This is a genomic window from Paenibacillus sp. FSL W8-0186 (assembly GCF_037969765.1).
GTDB classification, from domain to species: domain Bacteria; phylum Bacillota; class Bacilli; order Paenibacillales; family Paenibacillaceae; genus Fontibacillus; species Fontibacillus woosongensis.
In genome coordinates this window covers 1,427,308-1,449,021 of record NZ_CP150207.1, presented here as the reverse complement: position 1 = coordinate 1,449,021, position 21,714 = coordinate 1,427,308, and the positions used below count along the sequence as shown (strand labels likewise).

The 21,714-nt window shown below is 47.8% G+C and carries 21 protein-coding genes and 1 riboswitch; of the genes, 4 read left to right on the top strand and 17 right to left on the bottom strand.

Annotation, left to right across the window (positions count from 1 at the left end; all coding sequences use genetic code 11):
* Positions 1-68 precede the first annotated feature (68 nt).
* From MKX50_RS06230 to MKX50_RS06220, 3 genes are all read right to left on the bottom strand, one after another.
* Positions 69-1,853 carry a cellulase family glycosylhydrolase gene (locus MKX50_RS06230; RefSeq protein ID WP_339158791.1) on the bottom strand — a complete coding sequence of 595 codons (1,785 nt, stop codon included), beginning with the start codon at positions 1,851-1,853 and terminating at the stop codon, positions 69-71.
* 278 nt (positions 1,854-2,131) lie between these two features.
* Positions 2,132-2,302: a hypothetical protein gene (locus tag MKX50_RS06225; RefSeq protein WP_339158790.1), complete on the bottom strand. Its 171-nt coding sequence runs from the start codon at positions 2,300-2,302 to the stop codon at positions 2,132-2,134.
* Positions 2,303-2,416: 114 nt separating this feature from the next.
* Entirely contained in the window at positions 2,417-4,117 is a 1,701-nt protein-coding gene (locus tag MKX50_RS06220; RefSeq protein WP_213592654.1) for a hypothetical protein, read from the bottom strand.
* Positions 4,118-4,585: 468 nt separating this feature from the next.
* On the opposite strand from MKX50_RS06220, the gene MKX50_RS06215 reads away from it, so the two are divergent.
* Entirely contained in the window at positions 4,586-4,807 is a 222-nt protein-coding gene (locus MKX50_RS06215) for a hypothetical protein (RefSeq protein WP_339158789.1), read from the top strand.
* A gap of 100 nt (positions 4,808-4,907) precedes the next feature.
* On the opposite strand, the gene tyrS is transcribed toward MKX50_RS06215, so the two are convergent.
* The 6 genes from tyrS to MKX50_RS06185 form a co-directional block, all read right to left on the bottom strand.
* Positions 4,908-6,167 (bottom strand): tyrosine--tRNA ligase, encoded by a 1,260-nt coding sequence (gene tyrS, locus MKX50_RS06210; protein ID WP_213593049.1) that lies wholly within the window; start codon positions 6,165-6,167, stop codon positions 4,908-4,910.
* A 367-nt stretch (positions 6,168-6,534) separates the two neighbouring features.
* Positions 6,535-6,816 carry a hypothetical protein gene (locus tag MKX50_RS06205; RefSeq protein ID WP_213592658.1) on the bottom strand — a complete coding sequence of 94 codons (282 nt, stop codon included), beginning with the start codon at positions 6,814-6,816 and terminating at the stop codon, positions 6,535-6,537.
* Positions 6,817-7,116, bottom strand: coding sequence for a DUF2089 family protein (locus MKX50_RS06200; protein ID WP_213592660.1), 300 nt, complete (start codon positions 7,114-7,116; stop codon positions 6,817-6,819).
* A gap of 264 nt (positions 7,117-7,380) precedes the next feature.
* The gene (locus MKX50_RS06195; RefSeq protein ID WP_213592662.1) at positions 7,381-7,962 is read right to left on the bottom strand and encodes a hypothetical protein; all 582 of its coding nucleotides are present in this window, start codon (positions 7,960-7,962) and stop codon (positions 7,381-7,383) included.
* Positions 7,963-8,353: 391 nt separating this feature from the next.
* Positions 8,354-8,833, bottom strand: a complete 480-nt coding sequence (locus tag MKX50_RS06190; protein WP_339158785.1) for a GyrI-like domain-containing protein — start codon at positions 8,831-8,833, stop codon at positions 8,354-8,356.
* Positions 8,834-8,916: 83 nt separating this feature from the next.
* Positions 8,917-9,819, bottom strand: a complete 903-nt coding sequence (locus MKX50_RS06185) for a YafY family protein (protein ID WP_339158783.1) — start codon at positions 9,817-9,819, stop codon at positions 8,917-8,919.
* A gap of 125 nt (positions 9,820-9,944) precedes the next feature.
* On the opposite strand from MKX50_RS06185, the gene MKX50_RS06180 reads away from it, so the two are divergent.
* On the top strand, positions 9,945-12,326 hold the full coding sequence (locus MKX50_RS06180; RefSeq protein ID WP_339158781.1) for a polyprenyl synthetase family protein: 2,382 nt from the start codon (positions 9,945-9,947) through the stop codon (positions 12,324-12,326).
* A gap of 110 nt (positions 12,327-12,436) precedes the next feature.
* On the opposite strand, the gene MKX50_RS06175 is transcribed toward MKX50_RS06180, so the two are convergent.
* The 6 genes from MKX50_RS06175 to MKX50_RS06150 form a co-directional block, all read right to left on the bottom strand.
* Positions 12,437-13,357: an endonuclease NucS domain-containing protein gene (locus tag MKX50_RS06175; RefSeq protein ID WP_213592669.1), complete on the bottom strand. Its 921-nt coding sequence runs from the start codon at positions 13,355-13,357 to the stop codon at positions 12,437-12,439.
* Between the two features lie 79 nt (positions 13,358-13,436).
* A complete protein-coding gene (locus MKX50_RS06170) occupies positions 13,437-13,829 on the bottom strand; it encodes a (deoxy)nucleoside triphosphate pyrophosphohydrolase (protein WP_213592671.1) in 393 nt (130 codons plus the stop codon).
* A 118-nt stretch (positions 13,830-13,947) separates the two neighbouring features.
* Positions 13,948-14,925 (bottom strand): DMT family transporter, encoded by a 978-nt coding sequence (locus tag MKX50_RS06165; protein WP_213592673.1) that lies wholly within the window; start codon positions 14,923-14,925, stop codon positions 13,948-13,950.
* A 78-nt stretch (positions 14,926-15,003) separates the two neighbouring features.
* A riboswitch (purine riboswitch) is annotated at positions 15,004-15,114 on the bottom strand.
* A gap of 151 nt (positions 15,115-15,265) precedes the next feature.
* Positions 15,266-16,687, bottom strand: a complete 1,422-nt coding sequence (pyk, locus tag MKX50_RS06160; protein WP_339158779.1) for a pyruvate kinase — start codon at positions 16,685-16,687, stop codon at positions 15,266-15,268.
* A gap of 67 nt (positions 16,688-16,754) precedes the next feature.
* Positions 16,755-17,147 (bottom strand): type II toxin-antitoxin system death-on-curing family toxin, encoded by a 393-nt coding sequence (locus MKX50_RS06155; RefSeq protein ID WP_213592677.1) that lies wholly within the window; start codon positions 17,145-17,147, stop codon positions 16,755-16,757.
* Positions 17,148-17,447 (bottom strand): AbrB/MazE/SpoVT family DNA-binding domain-containing protein, encoded by a 300-nt coding sequence (locus tag MKX50_RS06150; RefSeq protein WP_244996629.1) that lies wholly within the window; start codon positions 17,445-17,447, stop codon positions 17,148-17,150.
* Positions 17,448-17,660: 213 nt separating this feature from the next.
* Between MKX50_RS06150 and MKX50_RS06145 the strand changes: the two genes are divergently transcribed.
* A complete protein-coding gene (locus MKX50_RS06145) occupies positions 17,661-18,212 on the top strand; it encodes a sigma-70 family RNA polymerase sigma factor (RefSeq protein WP_339158778.1) in 552 nt (183 codons plus the stop codon).
* Entirely contained in the window at positions 18,205-19,494 is a 1,290-nt protein-coding gene (locus tag MKX50_RS06140; protein ID WP_339158777.1) for a DUF4179 domain-containing protein, read from the top strand. The genes MKX50_RS06145 and MKX50_RS06140 overlap by 8 nt, the downstream gene beginning before the upstream one ends.
* A gap of 108 nt (positions 19,495-19,602) precedes the next feature.
* Here MKX50_RS06140 and MKX50_RS06135 read toward each other — a convergent pair whose 3' ends face one another.
* Positions 19,603-20,631 carry a Gfo/Idh/MocA family oxidoreductase gene (locus MKX50_RS06135; protein ID WP_339158775.1) on the bottom strand — a complete coding sequence of 343 codons (1,029 nt, stop codon included), beginning with the start codon at positions 20,629-20,631 and terminating at the stop codon, positions 19,603-19,605.
* 106 nt (positions 20,632-20,737) lie between these two features.
* Complete coding sequence (locus MKX50_RS06130) at positions 20,738-21,634, bottom strand: sugar phosphate isomerase/epimerase (RefSeq protein ID WP_339158773.1); 897 nt, start codon at positions 21,632-21,634, stop codon at positions 20,738-20,740.
* Between the last annotated feature and the right edge of the window lie 80 nt (positions 21,635-21,714).

Here is a 21,714-nt window from a genome sequence, read left to right as displayed (position 1 = left end):
GTCACGTTGTCCGTACTTCCATTATACAGCAACTATGAATTGTTGTAAAAACAGCTTGTCAAACCCAATTAAGGCTCGATTCCCCAGACCAGATCTCCGTTGTTGTATAATGTTACTTTGTTCCAATCGGTATATGAAGTCTTGGTGGCATCGAAGGAGTAGTCGTTGTTCTCATTAAAGTTGGACCAGTCGGCTTTGGAGATCCGCAGTTGGATGTCCCCGGTCTGCCCGCCGGGAGCAATAGAGCCTGCTGCGGCCGTGAAGCTGAGCTCGACGTAGGTGTCTGCATTCGTGCCAGAAACGCTGCCGAAGGCCGTTTGAATGTTGCTTGAACCCACCTGAGCCCAATCGATCCAGGCGTTCATCGTTTGATTGCCGTCTTTCGTAAAGTAATAGCGAAGCTTCAGGCTGCTTAGATTGACAGGGCTCGTTCCGTTATTTTTGATGTTAAAATACGGTTTGATTTGATTGTCGCTGGAGTTTGTATCCCCAGCCCGATATTGTAAAACGAGGGAGCTGGAAGGCACTGGTGTACCTTGGGGAGTTACGCTGGCCTGCGTGGAATGGGAGCTTGTTCCGGCGCTATTCGCGGCGCTCACCACATAATAATACGTATTGCCGTTCGTCAATCCCGTATCCGTATAGCTGGTAGCTGCAACGTTGCTGGCAATCGTCGTGTAAGGCCCGCCGCTGACTGCTGCTCTCTTGACCGCATAACTTGTCGCCCCGGAGGAAGCATTCCAGCTCAATACGGCTTGTCCGTTCCCTGCCGCAGCTGTTAAGCCTGTTGGAGCGGCCGGTACTGTTGGCACCGGAGTATTCCCGTTATCCGGAACCGGCTGATAACCAGGCGTTGTGTAAATTCCGCTAAGCTGAGATGTGGCGAGTGTGCCATAGGTGCTGTTCACTACGGTTTTACCCCAGTCCGTCAAGCTTCCCGCCGGGCCCGTTGCCAGATCCAAATATTCGACGCCTCCGCCGTTGCCATACCAGGACCAGGCCAGCCAGCCAACGCCTTTCTGCTGGGTATAGCTCAGGATCGTCGCCTCATCCACATCGCCGCTGGAATGCTTATGTCCAAATTCGCCAATGATAACGGGAATATTTAGGGCCAGGGCATTATCAATGTTGCTCTTTACCGTTGCTGCGTCGCCGCCTGCATATTCGTACATATGGATAGAGAAGATCATATTTTTCAGCGGATCGGTGCTCGCAACAGCCAATCCTTTTTCAAAGATCGAGTTCGGATATTGTCCCCAGCCTGCCGCATCCACAACGAGCGTGTTCTTAATGCCAGCATTGCGGAGAGCCGGGATCGCCGCCTGATAACCGCTTGCCCAGCCATCCGAACTCCATGACCCGAACCATTCATTGGCAATGTTGACGATGACGCGATCCTCTTTTCCGATTAACGCATCTTTAATGCTGATCCAATAGTCAACGGCACGATTCAGCGTAGAGGCAGAATCCGAGCCTGTCGCATCATGTACTTCGAGCATCGTAATGAGATTATATTGATCACATAAGGCGATGATATTCTGGACCGAAGCGACATCGTCCCTCGTCCACTGTCCCCCATCCGACAGTACGATTCTTACGGTGTTCGCGCCTGTCGCGGCGATCGCGGGTATAGCTGCTGCCAAATCATTCTTGAACCAGGTGTGGGCATGATTGACCCCTCTCATGACAAATGGCTTGCCCGTCGCATCATAAAGCGTTGTACCGTTCACATAAAATCCCTTTACAGGCGTAGCTGCCGCGGATGCTTGCCCGCCGGAAACAATAGCCGAAGCTGTGATGACGGCCATAGCAAGAAGCATTGTGGCAAAAGACTTCAACCGTTTTCTAGCCATAAACAGAACCCTCCAATTCAATAGTTTGGATTATAGGTAAGCGCTTACTTAATTGGCGTTACTCCGAACCTCCTTTCTGCGAAAAAGTAGATAGAAATGGAAATTACACTTTTCATCATACATTAATTGTAAAAATATTTCTACAGTTTATTATATTTTGTTAGCGTTATTATGATAACAAATTTATCGAGCTGCGGTGACAAAGAAGGATGCCCCAGCCACTATATGAATAGTTAACGGGGCATCCCTCACCTATGAATGAATGAATGATATGTTGACTATTCTGCTGATACAGGTTCCTCTGTCTCACCATGACCGCGGTTACTTGCCAATTTTGCTGGCAGCTGCCAGGCCGTTACTATGGCTAATAATACAAAGATGATATCCATCCCGCTGAACATCGTTGAGAATAGATTTGGAAACATGCGGATGACATCCATGCGGAACATCGACAGAATCCCTTCCACCTCACCAATTACATAGTAGCCATTGCGTAAGTCTACCGAAGTTTATGAATGATAAAAGGCCACAGTCACCATTGCGGTGCTATGGCCTTTTCAATTTTATAGTGGAATCGTGTAGAAAATACGCTTGCCTTTTTTATCCGCAAACCAAACCAGCTTGCCATCCATGAGGATCGGGTCGCATTCGGAAAGTACAAATTGAGAAATTCTGTTGATTGCACCAACTGGATTACCTTTGCCGTCAACTTCGACATACTTCACATCCAGCGGCGAATTCTCGCGGTCAAATTCCTGCCACAATACCATGAACCGATTATCGTTTACTTTTACTAATTTAGGGATGGAGCCAATAAGATCCGTACCTGATGTATATTTCGCTATAGTTATGTTATTAACTGCACTTTCGCTCAAATTAGAACGAGGCACTACAGCAAGCATGATATCACGAACATCCTTATCCAGCCCGACCATCTCAAAATTGGTATAGGACTGCACCTTAGAGTGGTCAACCTTGTTATAGGCAGTTATATAATGCGTAGAGGAAATCTCGAATCCCCCGAGAGAAACTCCAGTCGCATTAGCACCAATACTACCAGGAATATGAAATAAATCTACTTCTTTATACTGTGATCCGTTTCCTTTATGAAGCACGATCGACCGGGGGTACGCATCCCCATGATCCACCAGGACATGTTCCTTCCCGTCATATTTAACAAACTGGTTAAAGGAATGGCTTACATGGTTCTTCTGAAATTGTCCTAAATAATTAGTTATGCTCATATTCGACGTATTAATAATTAAAGTAAGCTGAGACTGATGATTCTTGCCATCTGATGTTAGATACCTCAATCGTGACGTATGTAATACAAGCTCATCGCCATGTTCAGCCATTCTAGGGGCTGCGGAACGAAACGGCTGAATGGTGAAGCTCTCTCCGCCCTTAATAGAGACACTGTCAACCCGGTTGAAATTTTTATCATAGCGAACGACTCGAATTACTTCCTTACTGTCGTTCTCTTCCTCATTTTCTTGGCCATAAGCAATATAGTTGTATTTCTCTCCACTATAAAAGGCTCCATAGAGCGGCATTTCAAGAGGGAGCTCTTTGCTTGAAGTTACCTCATAATCCTTGTTGTACGTCTCGATTCGAACACGCTTCTCATCCGCGATTATACTGCTGAACGTACCATCGCTATTCTTTATTAAATGGGAACGGATCGGCTCGCCCCTTCTTGGGAAGTAAGACTGAACAATATTATTTTCCCCTACTCTTGTTCCTGCCGCTTGATACGCATTTTCAGGCAAGTATGGATCTACAACAATACTATTGGTCGCTGAGTCAAATGAAACATCAAATTTTAATGCTTTGGCCAAATCTCTGAGTTGAAAATAGGTATTGTCATCAATATTATAAGCCTGTATCGAATGAAGCTCCCCATCAATCATAACCTTGGCCGTTGATAGCTTGGCTTCATACCCTTTGCCAGAACTATAGTAAGGGGTACGGAAAGATTCATTGGCTGAGTAAGCCTTGCCTGTAGTTAATTCAATCGCATTCTGACCATTGTTCCAGGTAATATTAAATTGACTATTCGTTCCTGATAAATGATTTGCCAAATCACGCAAACGAAAATAATTGTAATTCTGAATATTAAATCCGGAGCTGCGAACAACCTCGCCATCGATGACCACATTACTAGTGCTTACCGTGGCTGTTACCTTCCCTTCTGCATAACTTACTGATGCCCCTAGGAATAAAAAGAGACATAATGCCAACAACAACATACTAATCTTTCTCATCTTGTCCTCCACGATTAAACTGTAGTATTGCTTATCCTACGATGAAATCTGATCTTATTCGTCAGACCGTTCGCAAGATAATTCTCATCTCTAAATCTGGTCCCCTGCCTCAATCCCTCTAGCGACTTAGAACCTTAGACCTATTAAAATCAGTTCTATCATATCACAATACTTTGGATATATCTGCCTATTTTCGACAATGAAAATAATAGATGCAAGATGTGAGATAGCATATTCACTATTCCCAGCTGTCTCCAAGCTCTGGTGCTATCGGCAAGATGAAGCTTTTTTAGGGCTTATGATAATGTTAAAAAGCCATAGTCACCGTTTTCGGTACTGTGGCTTTTTGCAATTGGTCAAAACTCTACTAACTGTCCATTTTCATCTCTTTCCGGAACGATCACTCCTACGCCAACATATTCTGGAGTATGCCATTGCGTTCCAAAGGAGTGACTGCGTGTGAAGCGTGTGAGACCTATAAAAAAGCATGTAAAGCAGTCGGCAAGAAAGCATGCGAAACCCGTAAAAATACGAAGTTTAAGCGGTGGCGGTGGCAGTTCGATTTCAACGACCCGAAGAAACGAAATCGCGCTGCTTTCCGCCGTTTTGTTTCTAATCGCCGCCTCGCTCAGCTTGTACGTAGCTTGGAATGATTTAAAATCCGGCGGCACCTCCGAAACGCTCATCTAACTACGCAGAGACGCCAAGAAGAACCGGCGTCTTTTCGCATAAAACAAAAAAAGCACAGCACCCTCCCCCAGGAGATTGCTGTGCCTTTCGTTTCGTACCCCTAAACCAATTTCACCAAATGGTATTTCTTCTTCCCTTTGCGGACAATGATGAAGCGGCCTTCGATCGCCAGATCGGCCGTAATCTCGAACTCCAGCTCATTGACCCGCTCCCCGTTTAGGGAGATGGCCCCGCTCGTAATATCCTCGCGCGCTTGGCGTTTCGAGGGTTCAATGCCTACGTCAACGAGCCAATCGACGATATTCTTGGAGTCTTTGGCTGCTTCGAAGGTCGGCATTTCTTTGAAGCCTTGTTCGATTTCATCAGCGGTCAGAGACTTAATATCCCCGCTGAACAGAGCGGCAGTAATTCGCTTAGCCTCGGCCAGCGCATCCTCGCCGTGTACGAACCGGGTCATTTCCTCGGCCAGCGTAATTTGCGCTTCGCGTTTATGCGGCTCGGTCTGTACCTTCTCAGCCAGAACCTCAATCGCCTCTTTATCGAGGAATGTGAAGTATTTCAGGTATTTAACGACATCACGGTCATCGGTATTTGCCCAGAACTGGTAGAACTCGTACGGTGTCGTTTTCTTCGGATCAAGCCAGACCGCACCGCCGGCCGTTTTGCCGAATTTCGTGCCATCGGCCTTCAGCATGAGCGGAATCGTTAAGCCGAAGGCTTTCGCTTCCGGGCCTACTTTTTTGCGAATGAGATCCAGCCCGCTTGTAATATTGCCCCATTGATCGGAGCCGCCGATTTGCAGCTGAACATCCTCTTCCTGATACAGATGCAGGTAGTCCATCGACTGCAGAATTTGATACGAGAACTCCGTGAACGAAATTCCGCTATCCAGCCGGCTTGCTACGACATCTTTGGCCAGCATCGCATTGATACTGAAATTCTTCCCGTAATCCCGCAGAAAATCAATCACGTTCAACTGATGCGTCCAATCATAGTTGTTCACCAGTCTCAGCTCATTGTCCCCGTCGGTCATAAACAGCTTCTTCATTTGCGCAGTCAGCGCCTCAACGTTAGCCTGTACCTGCTCCATCGTCTGCAGGCTGCGCTCAGTCTGACGGCCGCTTGGGTCACCGATCGTTCCGGTTGCGCCGCCAATGAGAATGACAGGTTTGTGCCCTGCCAGTTGAAATCTTTTCAGCACGATAAAAGGAATCAAATGCCCGATATGCATGCTGTCTCCCGTCGGGTCCACCCCGCAATACAAGGAGATCGCCTTCTCCTCGGTCAGCTTGCGGAGCCCCTCCGCATCCGTCTGCTGATTAATCGCTTCGCGCCATTCCAGTTCATCGATAATATTCAACATGTTCACTCCCTATACTCTCATAAAATAAAAAACGTCCCCTAGTCTGTTACAGACTAAAGGGACGATTGATTTAACCGTGTTACCACCCAATTTGTACGATGATCTCAACATCCGTCAGCCGGCTTCGCCATCATACCACTCTCAGCTCGCTATCGTGAGCCAACCCGCTTGGCATTACCCAAGATACTCCGGAGTGTAATTCGCAAGGTTCAGTAATGCTGCCAGGTCGCATCAACCCCTGGCTTTCTGAGAACAGTGACTGCCCGCTACTTCGTTCCATCATCGTAAATCACATATAAGTTTACAGAAAGTATAGTGAATTGATTTTCGATTGTCAAATGTATTTTTCCCCTGAGGAAATGAATCATAAATCTTTGGTTATCATGATATCCATTTCCTTTTGCTGACGCTTACGGAGAGATTTCCGGCCTCTTACCCACTCTTCTATCAAAATAATCAATCCTATTAGAAGTAATACAATATACGCAATCTTACTTTCAATTCTGTTGGTTGTAAACATCCATGTGATCACAGCAGTGAACAGTATAGGGATGACGGCACCGAGTATGAAACTATTTCTGCTAGCCATAAAATACTGAACAGCCGACATACTAACAATGATGAAAAACACCGTTAAATCCGGCATCTATATCCCTTTCCTCTCTGCATTATATTTCTCGATAATAAGTCGTGCATCTTCTAAGGTAATACGTTCCTCAATGGCAAGTTTCTTAACGAAATTAACCAAAGGTTGTGAATTCTCGTCCTGAGCTAGTTCAATTTTTTGAATCAGTCTGTCTAATCTGATGCGAACAGTAGGATAAGAAACCTCGTACGCTTTTGCAAGGTCCTTTAAGGAGCCAGAATTAATAATGAACTTACGCATAAATTCGATATCTTCTGAATCCAACGATAAAATCCACAAAGGAATATTCCTCTCCCCCATCTATCTCCCTCCCTTGTTTCCTAGGATAACCAAAATATTAATAAAAGTAAACAATATTTTTGTTTATTTCTTAACTTTGTTTAATAAAAATTAATTTTATTCAATAAATCAGGAGTTGTAAAAAGAAAATTGTTAATGGAATCTTTGCGGAAGTAAATAGCGGATGCAAAAAAGAAGGGGCTGTTTTAGCCCCTTCTTCATCATATCAACCGGTTGGTCATGAATGTATTTGGTGTGGTTAATTACACTTATAGAGGACTTTCCTTAGCTCGACTGCTTGCCGTCAATTGCACACAACAATACGCTGGCAGCAAGACCAAGGCGGCGATCAAGCGTCTGAGACGGGTCGCTGGAGAAATCAACATTAATTTTCGTGACAAACGGATTGAAATTTTGTTTAAAAGTAGTCACCGTAATGCCATTTATTTCCACGTTATAAGTTTGCGGAATTAAGCTGCTGAGGAACCGCCGCAGCAGTGCTAGCAGCCTGCTATCCTCTTTGATCCGCCCGATCTCGGCCTCGCCCGCATTCAGTATGATCCATTCATCTTTCAAAATAGACTTAAATCCCTTTCTGCGCAGGCTTCCGACGCGCTCGCCCGTACGCGCATCCTGAACATCGTAGGTCGCGGAGAAATCGATCACATTACGCGCCTTGATCGTCAGCAATTCCTCGCTCATGCTCTCATCACTGTACAGCCGAATATCCTCCTTTAGCTTAAAGGCCTTCATTTGAGAATACATGACGAGCTCTTGATTGGCATTATAAATATGAAACCTGGCACCCAGTACGGAGATTATCTTTTGTCTTACCAAATATTGATCATAGCTGAACTTATTATCCACTTTTCGCGATGGCCTCCCATGAGCTTTATTATTGTTTATAATACGACAAGCTAGAGGCTCTGTATATAAAGTTCATGGCAAATTTTCCGAATTATAGTTCCTAAAGAAATGTGTTTTCCCAGTGGACTTTTCATACCGAAATGTCTTTCAAATAGTGGACACCTGAAATATATCTGCACCATCCGGGAATATCTATATATAGATTTTTATAATATTCAAACACAATATGCAGTATGAACTATGCGTTGAATGATGATCTCCCCTGTGTCCTCATTTGCATGGACATTCACAATTAAAACGTCCACACTATACGCACAAAAAAACCATCCCCTAATTAATAACGAAATTCCCGCCTCGTCGCGACCCCAGGTTAGCGTTTAATTAAGTTAATTCAATTCAATGCAATATATATATGAATTTCTGCATTGTCCATATCTCCACCGCTTTGATACTCCTCAAAATCGCTGCTGAATTTTCTATCCAGCTCCATCGACCACAGCTGCATCCAAAATTCAGCCACCGCCTGCTGCATATGGCCCTGCACAATAAACTTAGCATATTTCCCCGCAGGGATCGTTTCGATCTGAATCTCAGTCTCTTCTAAACTTTTTTTGGCATCAGAGTCCCCCGCTTCTTGCACTTCGCAGCATACGATCACATCATATTCGCCATGAACATCCATCTCATAATGGGTGTATAAGCCTATGCTTTTATCATTCCGTTTGTCAGGTATCGAGTGGTAGATTCCATCCTGATAAAACCGCTGCCAGAGCTCACCTATCTTTTGGCTCATATATGGATCGTTGTTGCTGGTTCTAATCTGAATCCCTGCGACTCTTTTTTCTTCTACATGCACTATTTCATAATTCATAGGCTATACCTCGTTTCATTTGATATTGAGGTCAGTATAGCAGCCTTAATTAGACAACAGCATGTCATATTATAAAAACTAGCTCATGAATATTTTCTTAAACTCGCCTCCAGCCTTTGCTTTATGATATTCCGGACATGCTCCGGTTCTATCACCTCAGCAGCAGCACCGTAAGACAATATGTACCCGTACACCCACTCATCCTCGACATAGGTAACTTCTACTATAAAGCTTCCGTCCGGAAGTTTAGTTATACCATTCTGGTCAAATTCGTCATAGACTCTATAAGCCATGCTGGACTCCATTTTTAAAACAAGCTTTACCGTTCTATGATTCATATTGGAGGGATAACTCCAGACTTCCCCCGGCTTCTCTCTGCTAAAAGTTTCTTGAGAGTATGCCAGATTTTTGATTCGGGTCACCTTGAACATTCTAAAGTCATTTTTCAACCTGCAAAATCCATAAATATACCAGCCTTGCCCTTTAAAAATCAGCTTTATAGGCTCTGCGATTCTCTCGGTTTTAACTCCATACGAACTATAATAATCAAAGGCCACTACATTTCTGTTTAAAATCGCCGTTTTCAGCAAGTTGAACTTCTCCTGCTCCGAAGCATCAGAGCCCCACCGGGAGAAGTCGACATCAATCCAGCTCGTAGACTCTTTGTTGAATATGGCTGCGAGCTTACTCAGCACGGGCTCGACATCTGGAACATTCAAGGCATTCAAGCCTTGAAGCGAAGAGAGAATGTCTACCTGCTCCTTGTCTGACAGCATCGATTTGCCCAGCACGAATTGATCAAGCAGACGAATACCTCCGCCCCTCCCCTTATTCGTATATATGGGGATTCCCGCCGCACTCAATGTATCTATATCGCGGTAAATCGTCCGCTGCGATACTTCGAACTGCTCGGCCAATTGCTTGGCGGTTACCTGCTTTTTATCTAATAAAATATACACAATTTCAAGCAGCCTGTTTATTTGCATCACTGTCACCCCAGCCTATTTTACCAAAGTGTATGGGCCGATGTTGTAACCAATAAGTTTCTTTCACGTATATGATGTAAGCATCATCCGTCCACTAAACAACTAGAAATTGAGGGAAGCCAACAATGAATGAGTTAATTACAATCCAAGCCAATACGTGGTATCAAAGGGCTGAGCAGAAGGCAGTTCAGTATTATGCCTCTCTGCAAACGCGGGCTATGGATCATATGTATGTTCAAACTCTGACAACTGATTTTCAACTGTGGAAAAAAAACCATGTTCCCCGCTCCTGGCATTCCTGGCTTCCACGCGGCAGCAAGACGCCCGATGTACTGGGCTATCATCAATATATCGGCTGGCTGAATCGCACCGGCAAATTGGACGGCTATCTAGATCGAAGCATTTCTTATATTTACATGCGTGACCTGGGCAAGGCTCTGGACTCTCCAGATACTCAGGCTCGGATAGAGCAAACATCAGCTGACGTTAAAAAATACCTGCTTCGCTACACCGGTACCAAACAGGGAGACCCGCCTGATTTTATGAGTCTGGCCGGGCTGTACCGATGGGCTCAGAAGGAGAGCATAGAAGACGCCGTTATCTGGCTAATCGATAAACTAAACCGCGTATCCGCCCATATCCCTCAGGAAATGGATGCGGAGCATGCCCAGAGAAAGCTGATGAAAATCATCATCGGCGTAGTGCTTCATGTCATGGATGAGCTGGATGACAGCCTATCAGCCGACGAGCGTTCGAAGCGGCTTGATGAAGCGATCCGCCTCGGTTACTCCTATGGCCTGACCTATCCTTTTATTGACGATCTCCTTGATTCAGAAATTCTGAATACCGGGGAGAAGGAACAATTTTCCCGCATGATCAGAACTGCACTGCTTACCGGCTCTGTTCCGGAATCCGGAGAGTGGGACGGCGAGAACAGGGAATTTATTCAGTATGTATATTCAGAGCTTCGGGAAGCTTTTGAATATATTAGGAACTCCCAGCCGCCGGAAACCATCAATATCTTCTTTGAGCAAGCTTATGTGTTTTTTCAGGCTCAGGATCTGGACCGTGCGAAGGAGCTGTCCCATCCTGCCTACACCAACGAGGAGCTGTACCTGCCTGTTATTCTAAAATCCTCTTCTTCCCGATTGATTGTCCGCTCCGTCATTGGCGCACCCGGGGATGAAAGCTTCGAGCGGCGGACGTTCTACTACGGGATCTATAACCAGCTCGCTGATGATTTTGCGGATATGTTCGATGATATAAAGGCCGGAGCCGTGACGCCCTACACCTATTATTTGCAGTACAGCAAGCAGCGTCCGGACCTGATGAATCCGTATGAATTGTACTGGACCGTCATTTCCTATTTGATCCACGACGTGTATTCTTCAGATGCCAGAACACGGGACATTATCCTGAATCGTGCCATCAACGGATTAAAACGCAGCAAGGAACGCCTCGGGGAGATCAAGTACAATGAAATCATAAACATCTTCGCCTCGGGAAATCGGGAATTTAACCGGCTCGTCCAACGTATGGTTCAGCAAGCGGACGATGTGGACTTCCTTGACAAGCTGCTTCGAGATCAAATCATAACCGTACTGAGAACCAGCCGGAAAGAGAAGGATCGCTTCATCGATACGATTCATTCTGTCCGCCGCGAGATCAATCAACAATTGCAGATTCCTAAAGCGGGAGAAATGCCGCCCGTCACGAATTCGCTAATTGATGCCGCAAACTATAGTCTTCAAGGAGACGGCAAACGCCTTCGGCCTATTTTAACGTGGGTTATGGGGGTTCATGAATATGGCCTGGAGCCTGCGGCGATTATGCCGCTGCTGAAATCATTGGAGTATATGCATACAGCTTCTTTGATTTTCGACGATCTGCCTTCACAGGACAATGCGCCTACCCGCCGGGGACGCCCCACTCTTCATCAGGTTCATAATAGCGCCACTGCGGAGCTGACGGGGCTGTATCTGATTCAGAAGGCCGTTGAAGAGCAGTCCTCCCTGAGCGGTTTTGAGGCCACGGCCGTACTCGCCTTGATGCGATATTCATCCCAAAAGGCCGGCGAAATCTGCATGGGTCAGGCCATGGATTTAGAAGCCAGAGGACAGATGTTAACCCTTGAGCAGTTGAATACGATATGCTTCTACAAAACAGGGATCGCCTTTGAGGCTTGCCTGGTGATGCCAGCCATTCTGGCTCAAGTCAATGAGACGGAGATCACAGCTCTAAAGAAATATGCCTACCATGCAGGCATTGCCTTCCAGATTAAAGATGATTTGCTGGATTCGGAAGGTGAAATTAGCTTATTGGGAAAGCCCGTTCGTCAGGACGTTGAAAACAATAGTTCGACCTTTGTAACCCTTCTAGGTCATGATGGTGCCCGAAGGGCGATGTGGGAGCACTATTGCCGGGCCGTGGAAGCATTAAACGATATACCGCGGGACAATGCTTTCCTTAAGCACTTATTACATTATATGGTGAGCAGAGATAAATAAAGCGATAACAGCAAATCATTCTGTACGTTAGAACGTCATGAGTTGAGGATTCGTGTGAAAGAGATCGAATATCCGATCCATGACGTCTAACGTATTTTTACCTTTTGAAGCTAGTTCATTTCATAGCTTTGCTGGATTAAAGATCTGGCTTCCTCCAAATGATCGGTCGTCATAATTGTAATTTCAAGATCCCCCGTTCCAAAATGTCCAATATTCCTTACATCCCGCGTAAAACCAGGCTTAAGCTCAATAGAACTTGGATCCACTTTGACAAAAACCGTAATTGCTTTCTTTTGAGGGTGAATTTCTACGCAGGCAAAGTTCTTGATTCGTTTAAAGGCAATATAATCCTGAAGTATATTCAGTTGTACATCGTCTCCAATGGCTAATATAAAAGCCTTGAGATCCTCATACAGATTAGTCAGTTCTTCGCTTGCTTGCGCAAGGTAATCGGAGACTGTTTTTGAATTTTTACTGTTGCCTTTGCTGTTGCTTGCAGTTTCAGCGGATGCCGTAGATGGGCTCGCTGTTGTTGCATTCACCAGATCAAGTAAAAACAACTCTTCACCAAACTTTTTGTATGTATACAGCTCTATATTTCGATTTATTTGCTGTACGGCGTATTCATCGTACTTTGTGAAGCCGCCGGCAATACATAACAGACGAGGAGCGCTCCAATCAATCGCATCGGCAGCCTCCACTCCAAATCTCTTCTGCACAAGCAAAGTAAACTCAGCTTGATGATCCATCAGCCAGTCCAAATAGTACAGCCCTTGATTCATGACATTCTCATTTGTCGTCCTTTTATACTCTATAATGACTGGCGAATTGTTCTCATCAATACCAAGTGTATCTATTCTGCCGTTGTGTCGCTTCCCTGTCGTGTATTCCGTAGCCAAAAAACGAATTCCCAGTAATTCCTCCAAATGCCGCTCCATCATCGTTTGCAGCGATTTCTCAATCGTTGCGGTTTGACCAGCTAACTCTACGGCTCCACTAGCCGTTATACGAAATAATTTAATATCCCCCATTGTTGCCCTCCAGCTACTAAATGATCATTTTTAGTTACGATAATATTAATTTTCCTTAGCTAATGAAATTCGACAAATTTCAACCCTCTCCTCCCGCACTAAGCTTCCGGACAAACACTTTATCCGCCTCAGCGAACTCAAATAAACCAAGCTCACTCTTGGCTATCCAGCAGTATTCATCATGATCGGCTAATGTAATTGTCCCGGCCTGATATGTTGCCTTCCAGGCAAACAGCCTGATATGCACATCTCCATACCAATGGTCATTGACGCCAACAAATTCATACGGTTCAATCGCAATATTCATTTCCTCCATGAGCTCCCGGCGAAGGCACTCTTCTCCAGACTCGCCTTCTTCGATCTTTCCGCCCGGAAATTCCCACAGCCCCGCCTGGGACTTCCCTTCTTTTCGGCGTGCTATTAGCAGTTGCCCTTGTTCATCCTCAATGATTGCTGCCGCTACTTGGATCATACTGCTCTCACCTCTCGTTAATTCTGGCACAAGTATACAACAAAAAACACACCCTCCTCCAATCGAACCAGCCGATCTAAGGATGGTGTGCTGACACCGACATAAATATACAACGACGCTAAGTTAACCGTCCTGCGGTTCTTGCTCGCATTTTATAGAGTTCCGGCAGCATGACCCCAAGCAGCACGATGATGACCCCGCCCCATTGCAGCATTGTCACGTGCTCGCGAAGAACGAACGAGGAGAGCAGCACGGCCACCGGAAGTTCTGCAGCTCCGAGTATGCCCGCCATTCCCTCGCCGATGTGAGGCACGCCGACCGCGAATAGCACCGGAGGGATAAAGGCTCCAAACAGGCCAAGCAGGAAGCCGAACAGGAGCAATTGGCTCCATAATAAGCCGTTAAACAAGAAGTACGGCGGAAACAAGATGAACACAAGCACCAGCCCGCCGGTAATCATCCAAGCGCTGCGGTAAGCCGGGTGAACCGACGGTATCGCTTTACCGCTAAATAGAATAAACAGGGTGTAGCTGACAGCCGATAATAGTCCCAGCGCAATGCCAATCGCGGGGAAACTGGTCTCCTTCTGCTCCATAAGTCCAGCAGCAAGCAGCGTACCTCCGAGCAGCAATACCAAAGTAAACAGCATGATTCCATTTGGGCGCTGCCGCTTGCTAACCGCTTGAATTAAAACACTGATCCAAGTGAATTGAAACAGCAGCACAATCGCCAGCGAAGCCGGAATATAGCGCAGCGATTGATAGTAGAGCAATCCCGTAATCGCAGTAGGCATTCCAGCCAGCATCAGCAGCAATCTATGCTTCCAGGTCAGCTTCGGCGAATGAGCCGCCGTTGCTTCCGATTTCTCCGAACCTGCTGCCGACTCCGCTACTGCCCCCAAACGATTGCCCTTGCTGCGTTCTTTCCAGGCCGTATACATGGCCAACAGCCACGCCAAGATGCATCCCGTCAACAACTGTGTGCCCACCACTTCGCCAAGCTGATATCCTTGGCCATATGCGAGTACAACAATCGTCGACAATATGCCGTAGCTGCTCGCTCCAATTAATACAGACAATAGGTATTTCATTTTCATTTCCTTGCAAATCCTCCCCAACGTATATCAAAATAAGCCCAGAAACGCAAAAAATCCTAGCTGCGAAATAAGAATCGGCAATACCGTTCTCATTCTCGTAGCTAGGAAGTTACGGCTTCCAGTAGAAACCCTCGCTCCGATTTAATGTTAGTTCAGCGAGGTTATACGAAAAATAATCTATGCGATGCAATTGTCACACTTATGTCTGGCAGCTGCAGCAAACCACAACGTAATAACCAAGACACATCTTACATGACAAGCAGGAGACTGTCAATCCCTTTAAGATGGATCCAAAACCAGCTTCCTCCATGCATCCTCCAGATTTAATTTTACGGCTTCATCATGCCTTGACCTGCTGAATCTGAAGCAGGTTGGTCGTCCCCGCCTGCCCTAGCGGCAAACCGGCGGAAAGTACGACCGTGTCGCCCGGGTTCACATAACCTGTCCCCAGCGCCCGCTGAATAGCTGTTTCGAACATTTCATCTACTGTAGCCACATGCTCCCCCAGGAGGGGAATGACGCCTGAAAGCAGACAAACCGCAGGCAGCACATGCCGATCATAAGTAATCGCCAGAATCGGCGCCTGGGGACGGTACTTCGATACCATTCGGGCGGTGAAGCCGCTCTCGGTCGAAGTAATAACCGCTGCGGCATCCAGCTCCAGCGACGCGCTTACGGCGCCTTGGCTGATTACCTCCGTAATATCGGCGGCATGCTGTGCTCTCTTCCGGTTGAATTGCTCGCGATAATCAATCATAAGCTCTGCCTTCCGGGCTACCCGGGCCATCGTCTGTACAGACTGCACCGGATATTTCCCCGCCGCTGACTCTCCCGAGAGCATAACCACGTCCGCACCTTGAATGACTGCGTTATAGACGTCGCTGACCTCCGCGCGTGTCGGGCGCGGATTAACCTGCATCGACTCCAGCATATGCGTCGCGACGATAACCGGTTTGCCGGCCAAATTGCATTTATCGATCATTTCCTTCTGCATGGCCGGGACGTTCTCCACGGGTACCTCTACGCCGAGATCGCCTCGGGCAACCATAATGCCATCGGATGCCTCAATGATATCGTCCAGCTCCATGACACCTTCTTCATTCTCGATTTTGGAGATAATCTGCACATGTCCGGCGCCGCGCTCCTCCAGAACCCGCCGTACTTCCCGAATATCATCGCCCTTGCGGACAAAAGAGACGGCGATCATCTCGATCTCCTGTTCCAGTCCGAAGCCGATATGGCGGATATCCCTTTCGGTCACCCCCGGCAGAGTCGTATGAATTCCCGGCAGGTTTACGCCCTTTCGCGGCTTGAGCTGGCCTCCGCTTTTGATGAGACAACGAATTTCCGTACCTTCGACATCCATGACACTCAGCTCAATCAGGCCGTCATCGATCAGAATGCGGTCATTCTTCCGGACAACCGAGGGCATTTCCGTATAGTTGACCGAAATCCGGCGCGCATCGCCTTCGATTTCCTCGGTTGTCAGGATCAGCTCCTCGCCGGCTGTCAATTGACAGGATGCATCCTTCAGCTTGCCGATGCGCACCTCCGGTCCCTTAATATCCATCATGACCGGGATATACGCATTCAGCTCCCTGGCCGCCTCGCGCAGACGCCGAATACGGCCTGCGTGCTCCTCAAGATCTCCATGCGCCATATTCAAACGAGCCACGGTCATGCCCGCATGGATCATTTCCTTTAAAGTCTCCACCGTGTCACAAGCGGGCCCGAGCGTGCAAATGATTTTTGTCCGCAGCATGAAATTCCTCCTTCTTCTGAAATTGCCATATTATATTCATTACCCTAAAAACATCATCTATCCTCTCTCACTTCTGAATACAATGCTCACGAAAAATATGTGCAATATCTTCAAGGGAGTACTTTCCGGTTACGATATCAACCATGAAGTTAACTGCAAAGCTTCTCTCCATTTTTAAATGATAACCATTTATAAGCAGAAAGGTCTTAACAGACAAATAAGCAGTGCGCTTATTGCCGTTGTGGAAGCAATGATTTTTAGCTAAAGAATCGACCAGTTCAGCTGCTTTATCAAACAATGACGGGTAAGCATCCTCACCAAATACGGTTTGCCCCGGTCGATGGATCGCTGACTCCAGCAAAGAATAATCTTTAACCCCTGCTTGCTCCAAATCCTCCATCTGCTTCATCATAAAATAATGCCCGGCAACGACTTCTTCCTTGGTTAAATACTTTACCATTTACCGGTCCCTTAAATCGTCTAAGATGTCCCGATCCTCGTTGAAAATATCATAGAAAGCTTCGAGCACTTCTGGGCGAACATGATCTGGCAGCTTTGTCGGAATAACTTTTCTAAGGACCACTTCGCCTTTATTATTTTCTATAAATTCAATTTCATCGCCTTGCCCTACATTAAGCTTTTCTGCTAAAGCCTTTGGTATACTTACTCCCAAACTGTTTCCCATCCGGCCTATTTTACGTGAATATCTCATAGCCTTTGATCTATTCGTAGTTCTATCCACCTTAGCTACACCACCCAACTCAATATCCTCCTCAATAGTATAATCATCGCACAATTAGTTATACCTTATAACTGTAATTACATAATAACATTATAACTCGAATTCATGTAAAATATAGCAATAAAGCGAGATCGAGTAGTAACAATTATAACGATGTATACTTAGCCATTTTTTTAAAAGAATGAACTTTTACCCCGGTTCGTGACTCTTATAGGGGAGTGAGGTGAAGCAATGAATGCGGTTCGATACGTAAAAAAAGCAAAAAAAGGGAACAAAGAAGCGCTCCTCCAACTGATCCTGGCCGAGAAAGACGACTATTACAGACTCGCACTGACCTATATGGGAAATTCGCATGATGCGATGGACGCCATGGAGGATATGATCGTCAGATTGTACGAGAACATCGGCCAGCTCAAAAAGGAGGAAGCCTTCTACAGCTGGAGCCGAACCATTCTGGCCAACAGCTGCAAAGCCTTGCTTCGCAAGCGCCAGAAGCTGGTGCCGCTGGATGATGCGGCCATGAACAGCAAGCTGACAGAAGACCTGGACCTTGCCCTTCCTAACGATCCTTACCGGCACAGTGATCAGCAAATGGATATCCGGCAAATGCTGCTCCATTTAAATGAACAGCAGCAGGAAGCGATCCAATTGAAATATTGGCATGATCTCGATTACCAGACGATTGCGGATATGATGGGCGTGCCGGTCGGGACGGTGAAATCGCGTATTTTTCAAGGATTAAAAAAAATGAGAGAGCTCTATGGGGGTGAAACGGATGGATAATATCGAAAAGCGGCTAACAGAAGAGAAACGGCGCCTGAACACCATCGCCGCACCGGAGGAGCTGGAAGCCCGGTTACGAAGCGCCCTCGACGGGGCTGCCCCAGCAAGAACAAAACGGATATCCGTGGTCTGGAGAGCCGCGGCAGCCGCTATATTGTTAATCGTTATTTTTGGCTATAACTATAATGCCTTTGCTTTCTACGGCAAGAAGCTGCTTGGCTTCGACGAGTTGATCAGCAGTACGCTGCAGGAGTTGAACGATCAAGGGATGGGGCAGCTTGTGGACAGGAAGGCAACCTTAAGCGACGGAACGGAGCTGACGATCAATGGCATCATGACCGATGCCAACCAATTGATCCTGTATTACACCTTGATGAACCCTAAGGGGATCGATAATTGGAGCGACCCTCCGTTCAAGCCGTCCAAGATTACCGGCTTCCTGACGAACTCCCATTTGGAAAGCGGCGTATCGCAGCCCAACGAGGGCCAGACCGAGGTGAAGGGAACGATCACCTTCGAGCCCGTAAGCCCTTTTGCCAAAAAACTGACGCTGCATTATTTCGAACCTGGGGAAAACAACCAGCTCATCGACCACGCCCTCTCCTTCGCCTATGATCCGAACCAGGCGATGCAGACCGAGGTGAAGCAGTCTATCGGCAAGAAGGCACAAGTAGACAAAGGCACGATAAACTTCCAGTCGATCACCGCTACGCCAACGATGACCATGATTGAAGGCTCGTTAAACGTAGATAACTTTGACCGCCTCCCTAGAGCATTAGACGGGATCGAGCTGATTGCCAACGGAGTGCCTGTAGAGATGACCGGAAGCGGGCATGGATCTTCTATCCGAGGCAGAAAGTTTGACTTGCGCTACAATCCGCTGCCCAAGCCCTTGAAATCCCTGGAGCTCGTTATGAAAGAATTCGCCGGTTACCAGCAGTTGGATCAGAGGCTGCCCCTCGCGTCGGCTGGCGAAGAGCCCTTCACATTGGAAGGCAAGGAGCTATGGGTGAAAAAAGTAACCGTCACGGCCCAAGGCGTGGAAATCACGATCGCGACCGAGGAGGATGTCCTGCTTGACGGCGTCTCGATCGAAACGCAGGGCGAGACCATTTCTTTACGTACGACCATCGGCCAGATCGAAACCAAGCTGGAGGATGGAACGATCCTGAAGGAACGCACCCTGCTGTTTGATTCGCAGGCCAAGCCGGAGTACCTGCGCATCAAAGGGATGCATTACATGAAGGAATATAATGTGGTTGTCGATATTCCCATCAATTAACAGAGCCGCCGCTTTCGGCGGCTTTTTCTTTATTCTTGTGCAAAAAAATAAAGGAGGAGCATGCTGCTCCCCCTCCTTCCAACCCTTTTCATCTAACTGCTTACTGTGTTACCCCAGCATAACCTTCCGTCCGCTCTTCGCGCTTTCGATTGCTCCGAGCACCATGGCCATGCTGTGGATGTTATCGCGGCAATCGGTCTCGGCCGGACGGCCTTCCTTCAGAGCCAGGAACATTTCATCCAGGCAGCCCTCATGCCCCGGCTTGCCGTTCCAGCGCAGCGGCGCCTCCACGCGCACCGTATCGCGCATGAACTTCTGCTCCGCCTGTTCGCCGGCATTTACGACCTCCGCATAAGGCGCCTGGACGCCGTCCCAAATCGCCGTCCCTTTCTCGCCGATGATCCGCCATTCAGCCTCCCAGGACGTCGGAGCGCCTTCCGCGCACCACGAGCCCCGGTAGCTGAACACAGAGCCGTCCGACATTTCATAAATGCAGACGGCCGAAGCATTGCCCGCATACCAGGAGCCCGGAGGGTTAAACTCATGGCAGTAGACCGATACGGGGTCGGCGCCGGCGATAAACCGGGCTTGGTCAAAAGTGTGGATCGCCATATCCAGAATCAGCGGACTTTCCATCACATCGCGGAACCCGCCAAAATGCGGCCCCAGGAAGAAGTCCGCATTGATCATGCCGGGCCTGCCAATCGTGCCGGAGGCGATCAGCTCGCGCAGCGCACGGATATTGACGTCGTACCGGCGATTCTGCATGACCGATAACGACCTGCCCGTAGCATCCGCTGTTTCAATAATTGTCCTGGCCTGCTCCATCGTGGCGGCCATCGGCTTCTCGCCAAAGACGTGGCAGCCCTGCTTCATGGCCGTCGTGCTGATCTCGAAGTGACTGTCCGGGATCGTCACGTCGATGACCAAATCCGCGCCTGTACCGGTAATCGCCTCCGTCAGTCCGGTATAAACACCGCACGCCAGCCCAAAGGCGTCCCGGACTTTCTCCGCCTGGCCAATATGCACATCGACCAGCCCGACAACGAGGGCATCGTCCCGCTTCAGCAGCTCCTTGATCCACACGTTCGACATTCCGCCGCACCCGGCGACCACGATCCGATGCTGCTTGCTCATTGTTCACACCACCTATGATTCAACTTGTATGCTTCGGAATCCATTTCAAACCCTTGCCAGATATCCACGTCGCTAAGTCCAACATGGATGATCACTCAGCTCTCCCCTACACCGGGTTTGGCACAAAAGCCCCGCCGCGGCACTGCTTCAAGTAATTCAGCGCATGCACCTGGCCGGTCATTTCCAGCTCGCCCTGATAGACCGGATCATGCCAGCCCTCAATATCGATCGTGCTCTTATACCCGGCTTGACGTAAAATCGTAATAATGTCCGTCCAGTTCGTGTCGCCAAATCCCGGCGTCCGGTGCCAGACAAATTCCTTCGGTCCGTGAATGCCGTATTCCTTGACGATATCCCAAGCTATCGTCGCGTCCTTGCCGTGCACATGGAAGACTTTGTCTACCCACTTCCGCAGCTGCGGAATCGGATCGATCAGACTGACCATCTGATGGCAGGGCTCCCATTCCAGGCCCAGATTGTCGGCCGGAACCTCGTTGAACATCATCTCCCAGGCCTGCGGGTTATGAGCGATGTTCCAATCTCCCTTCCACCAGGTGCCGCCCATATCGCAGTTCTCGAACGCGATCCGCACGCCCCGGTCCGCTGCGCGCTTCGCCAGCTCCCCGAATACTTCCTTGAAGCGAGGCAGCGACTCATCGATCGGACGGTCCGTCAGACGGCCGGTAAAACCGCTGACGATATCTGCTCCGAACAGATGCGCGTGATCGATCGCGCGCTCCCAGCTGGCCAGCGTATCCGCATTATCCCCTTCTCCAGTCAGCGGGTTGCCGAACACCCCGATGCTGGAAATGACTACTCCGTGCTCATCTATAATCTCCCGCACCTGCTTGGCAAGCTCCGCCAAATCGATGCCTCCCGTTGTTTGCCAGAAGGTGAGGCTGAATGACTCAAAGCCATGCGGCAAAATTTGCGGAATGACCCGTACCGCATCCTGTCCGCCCACCAGCGTGCCTATACGTAATAAATGATTGCCGTTTTGCATTTGCCAACCACTCCTATATTGAGTATATTGTGAAGCATAAGCCCATTGTATAGCGCTTCCCTGAATATATCTCTATACAA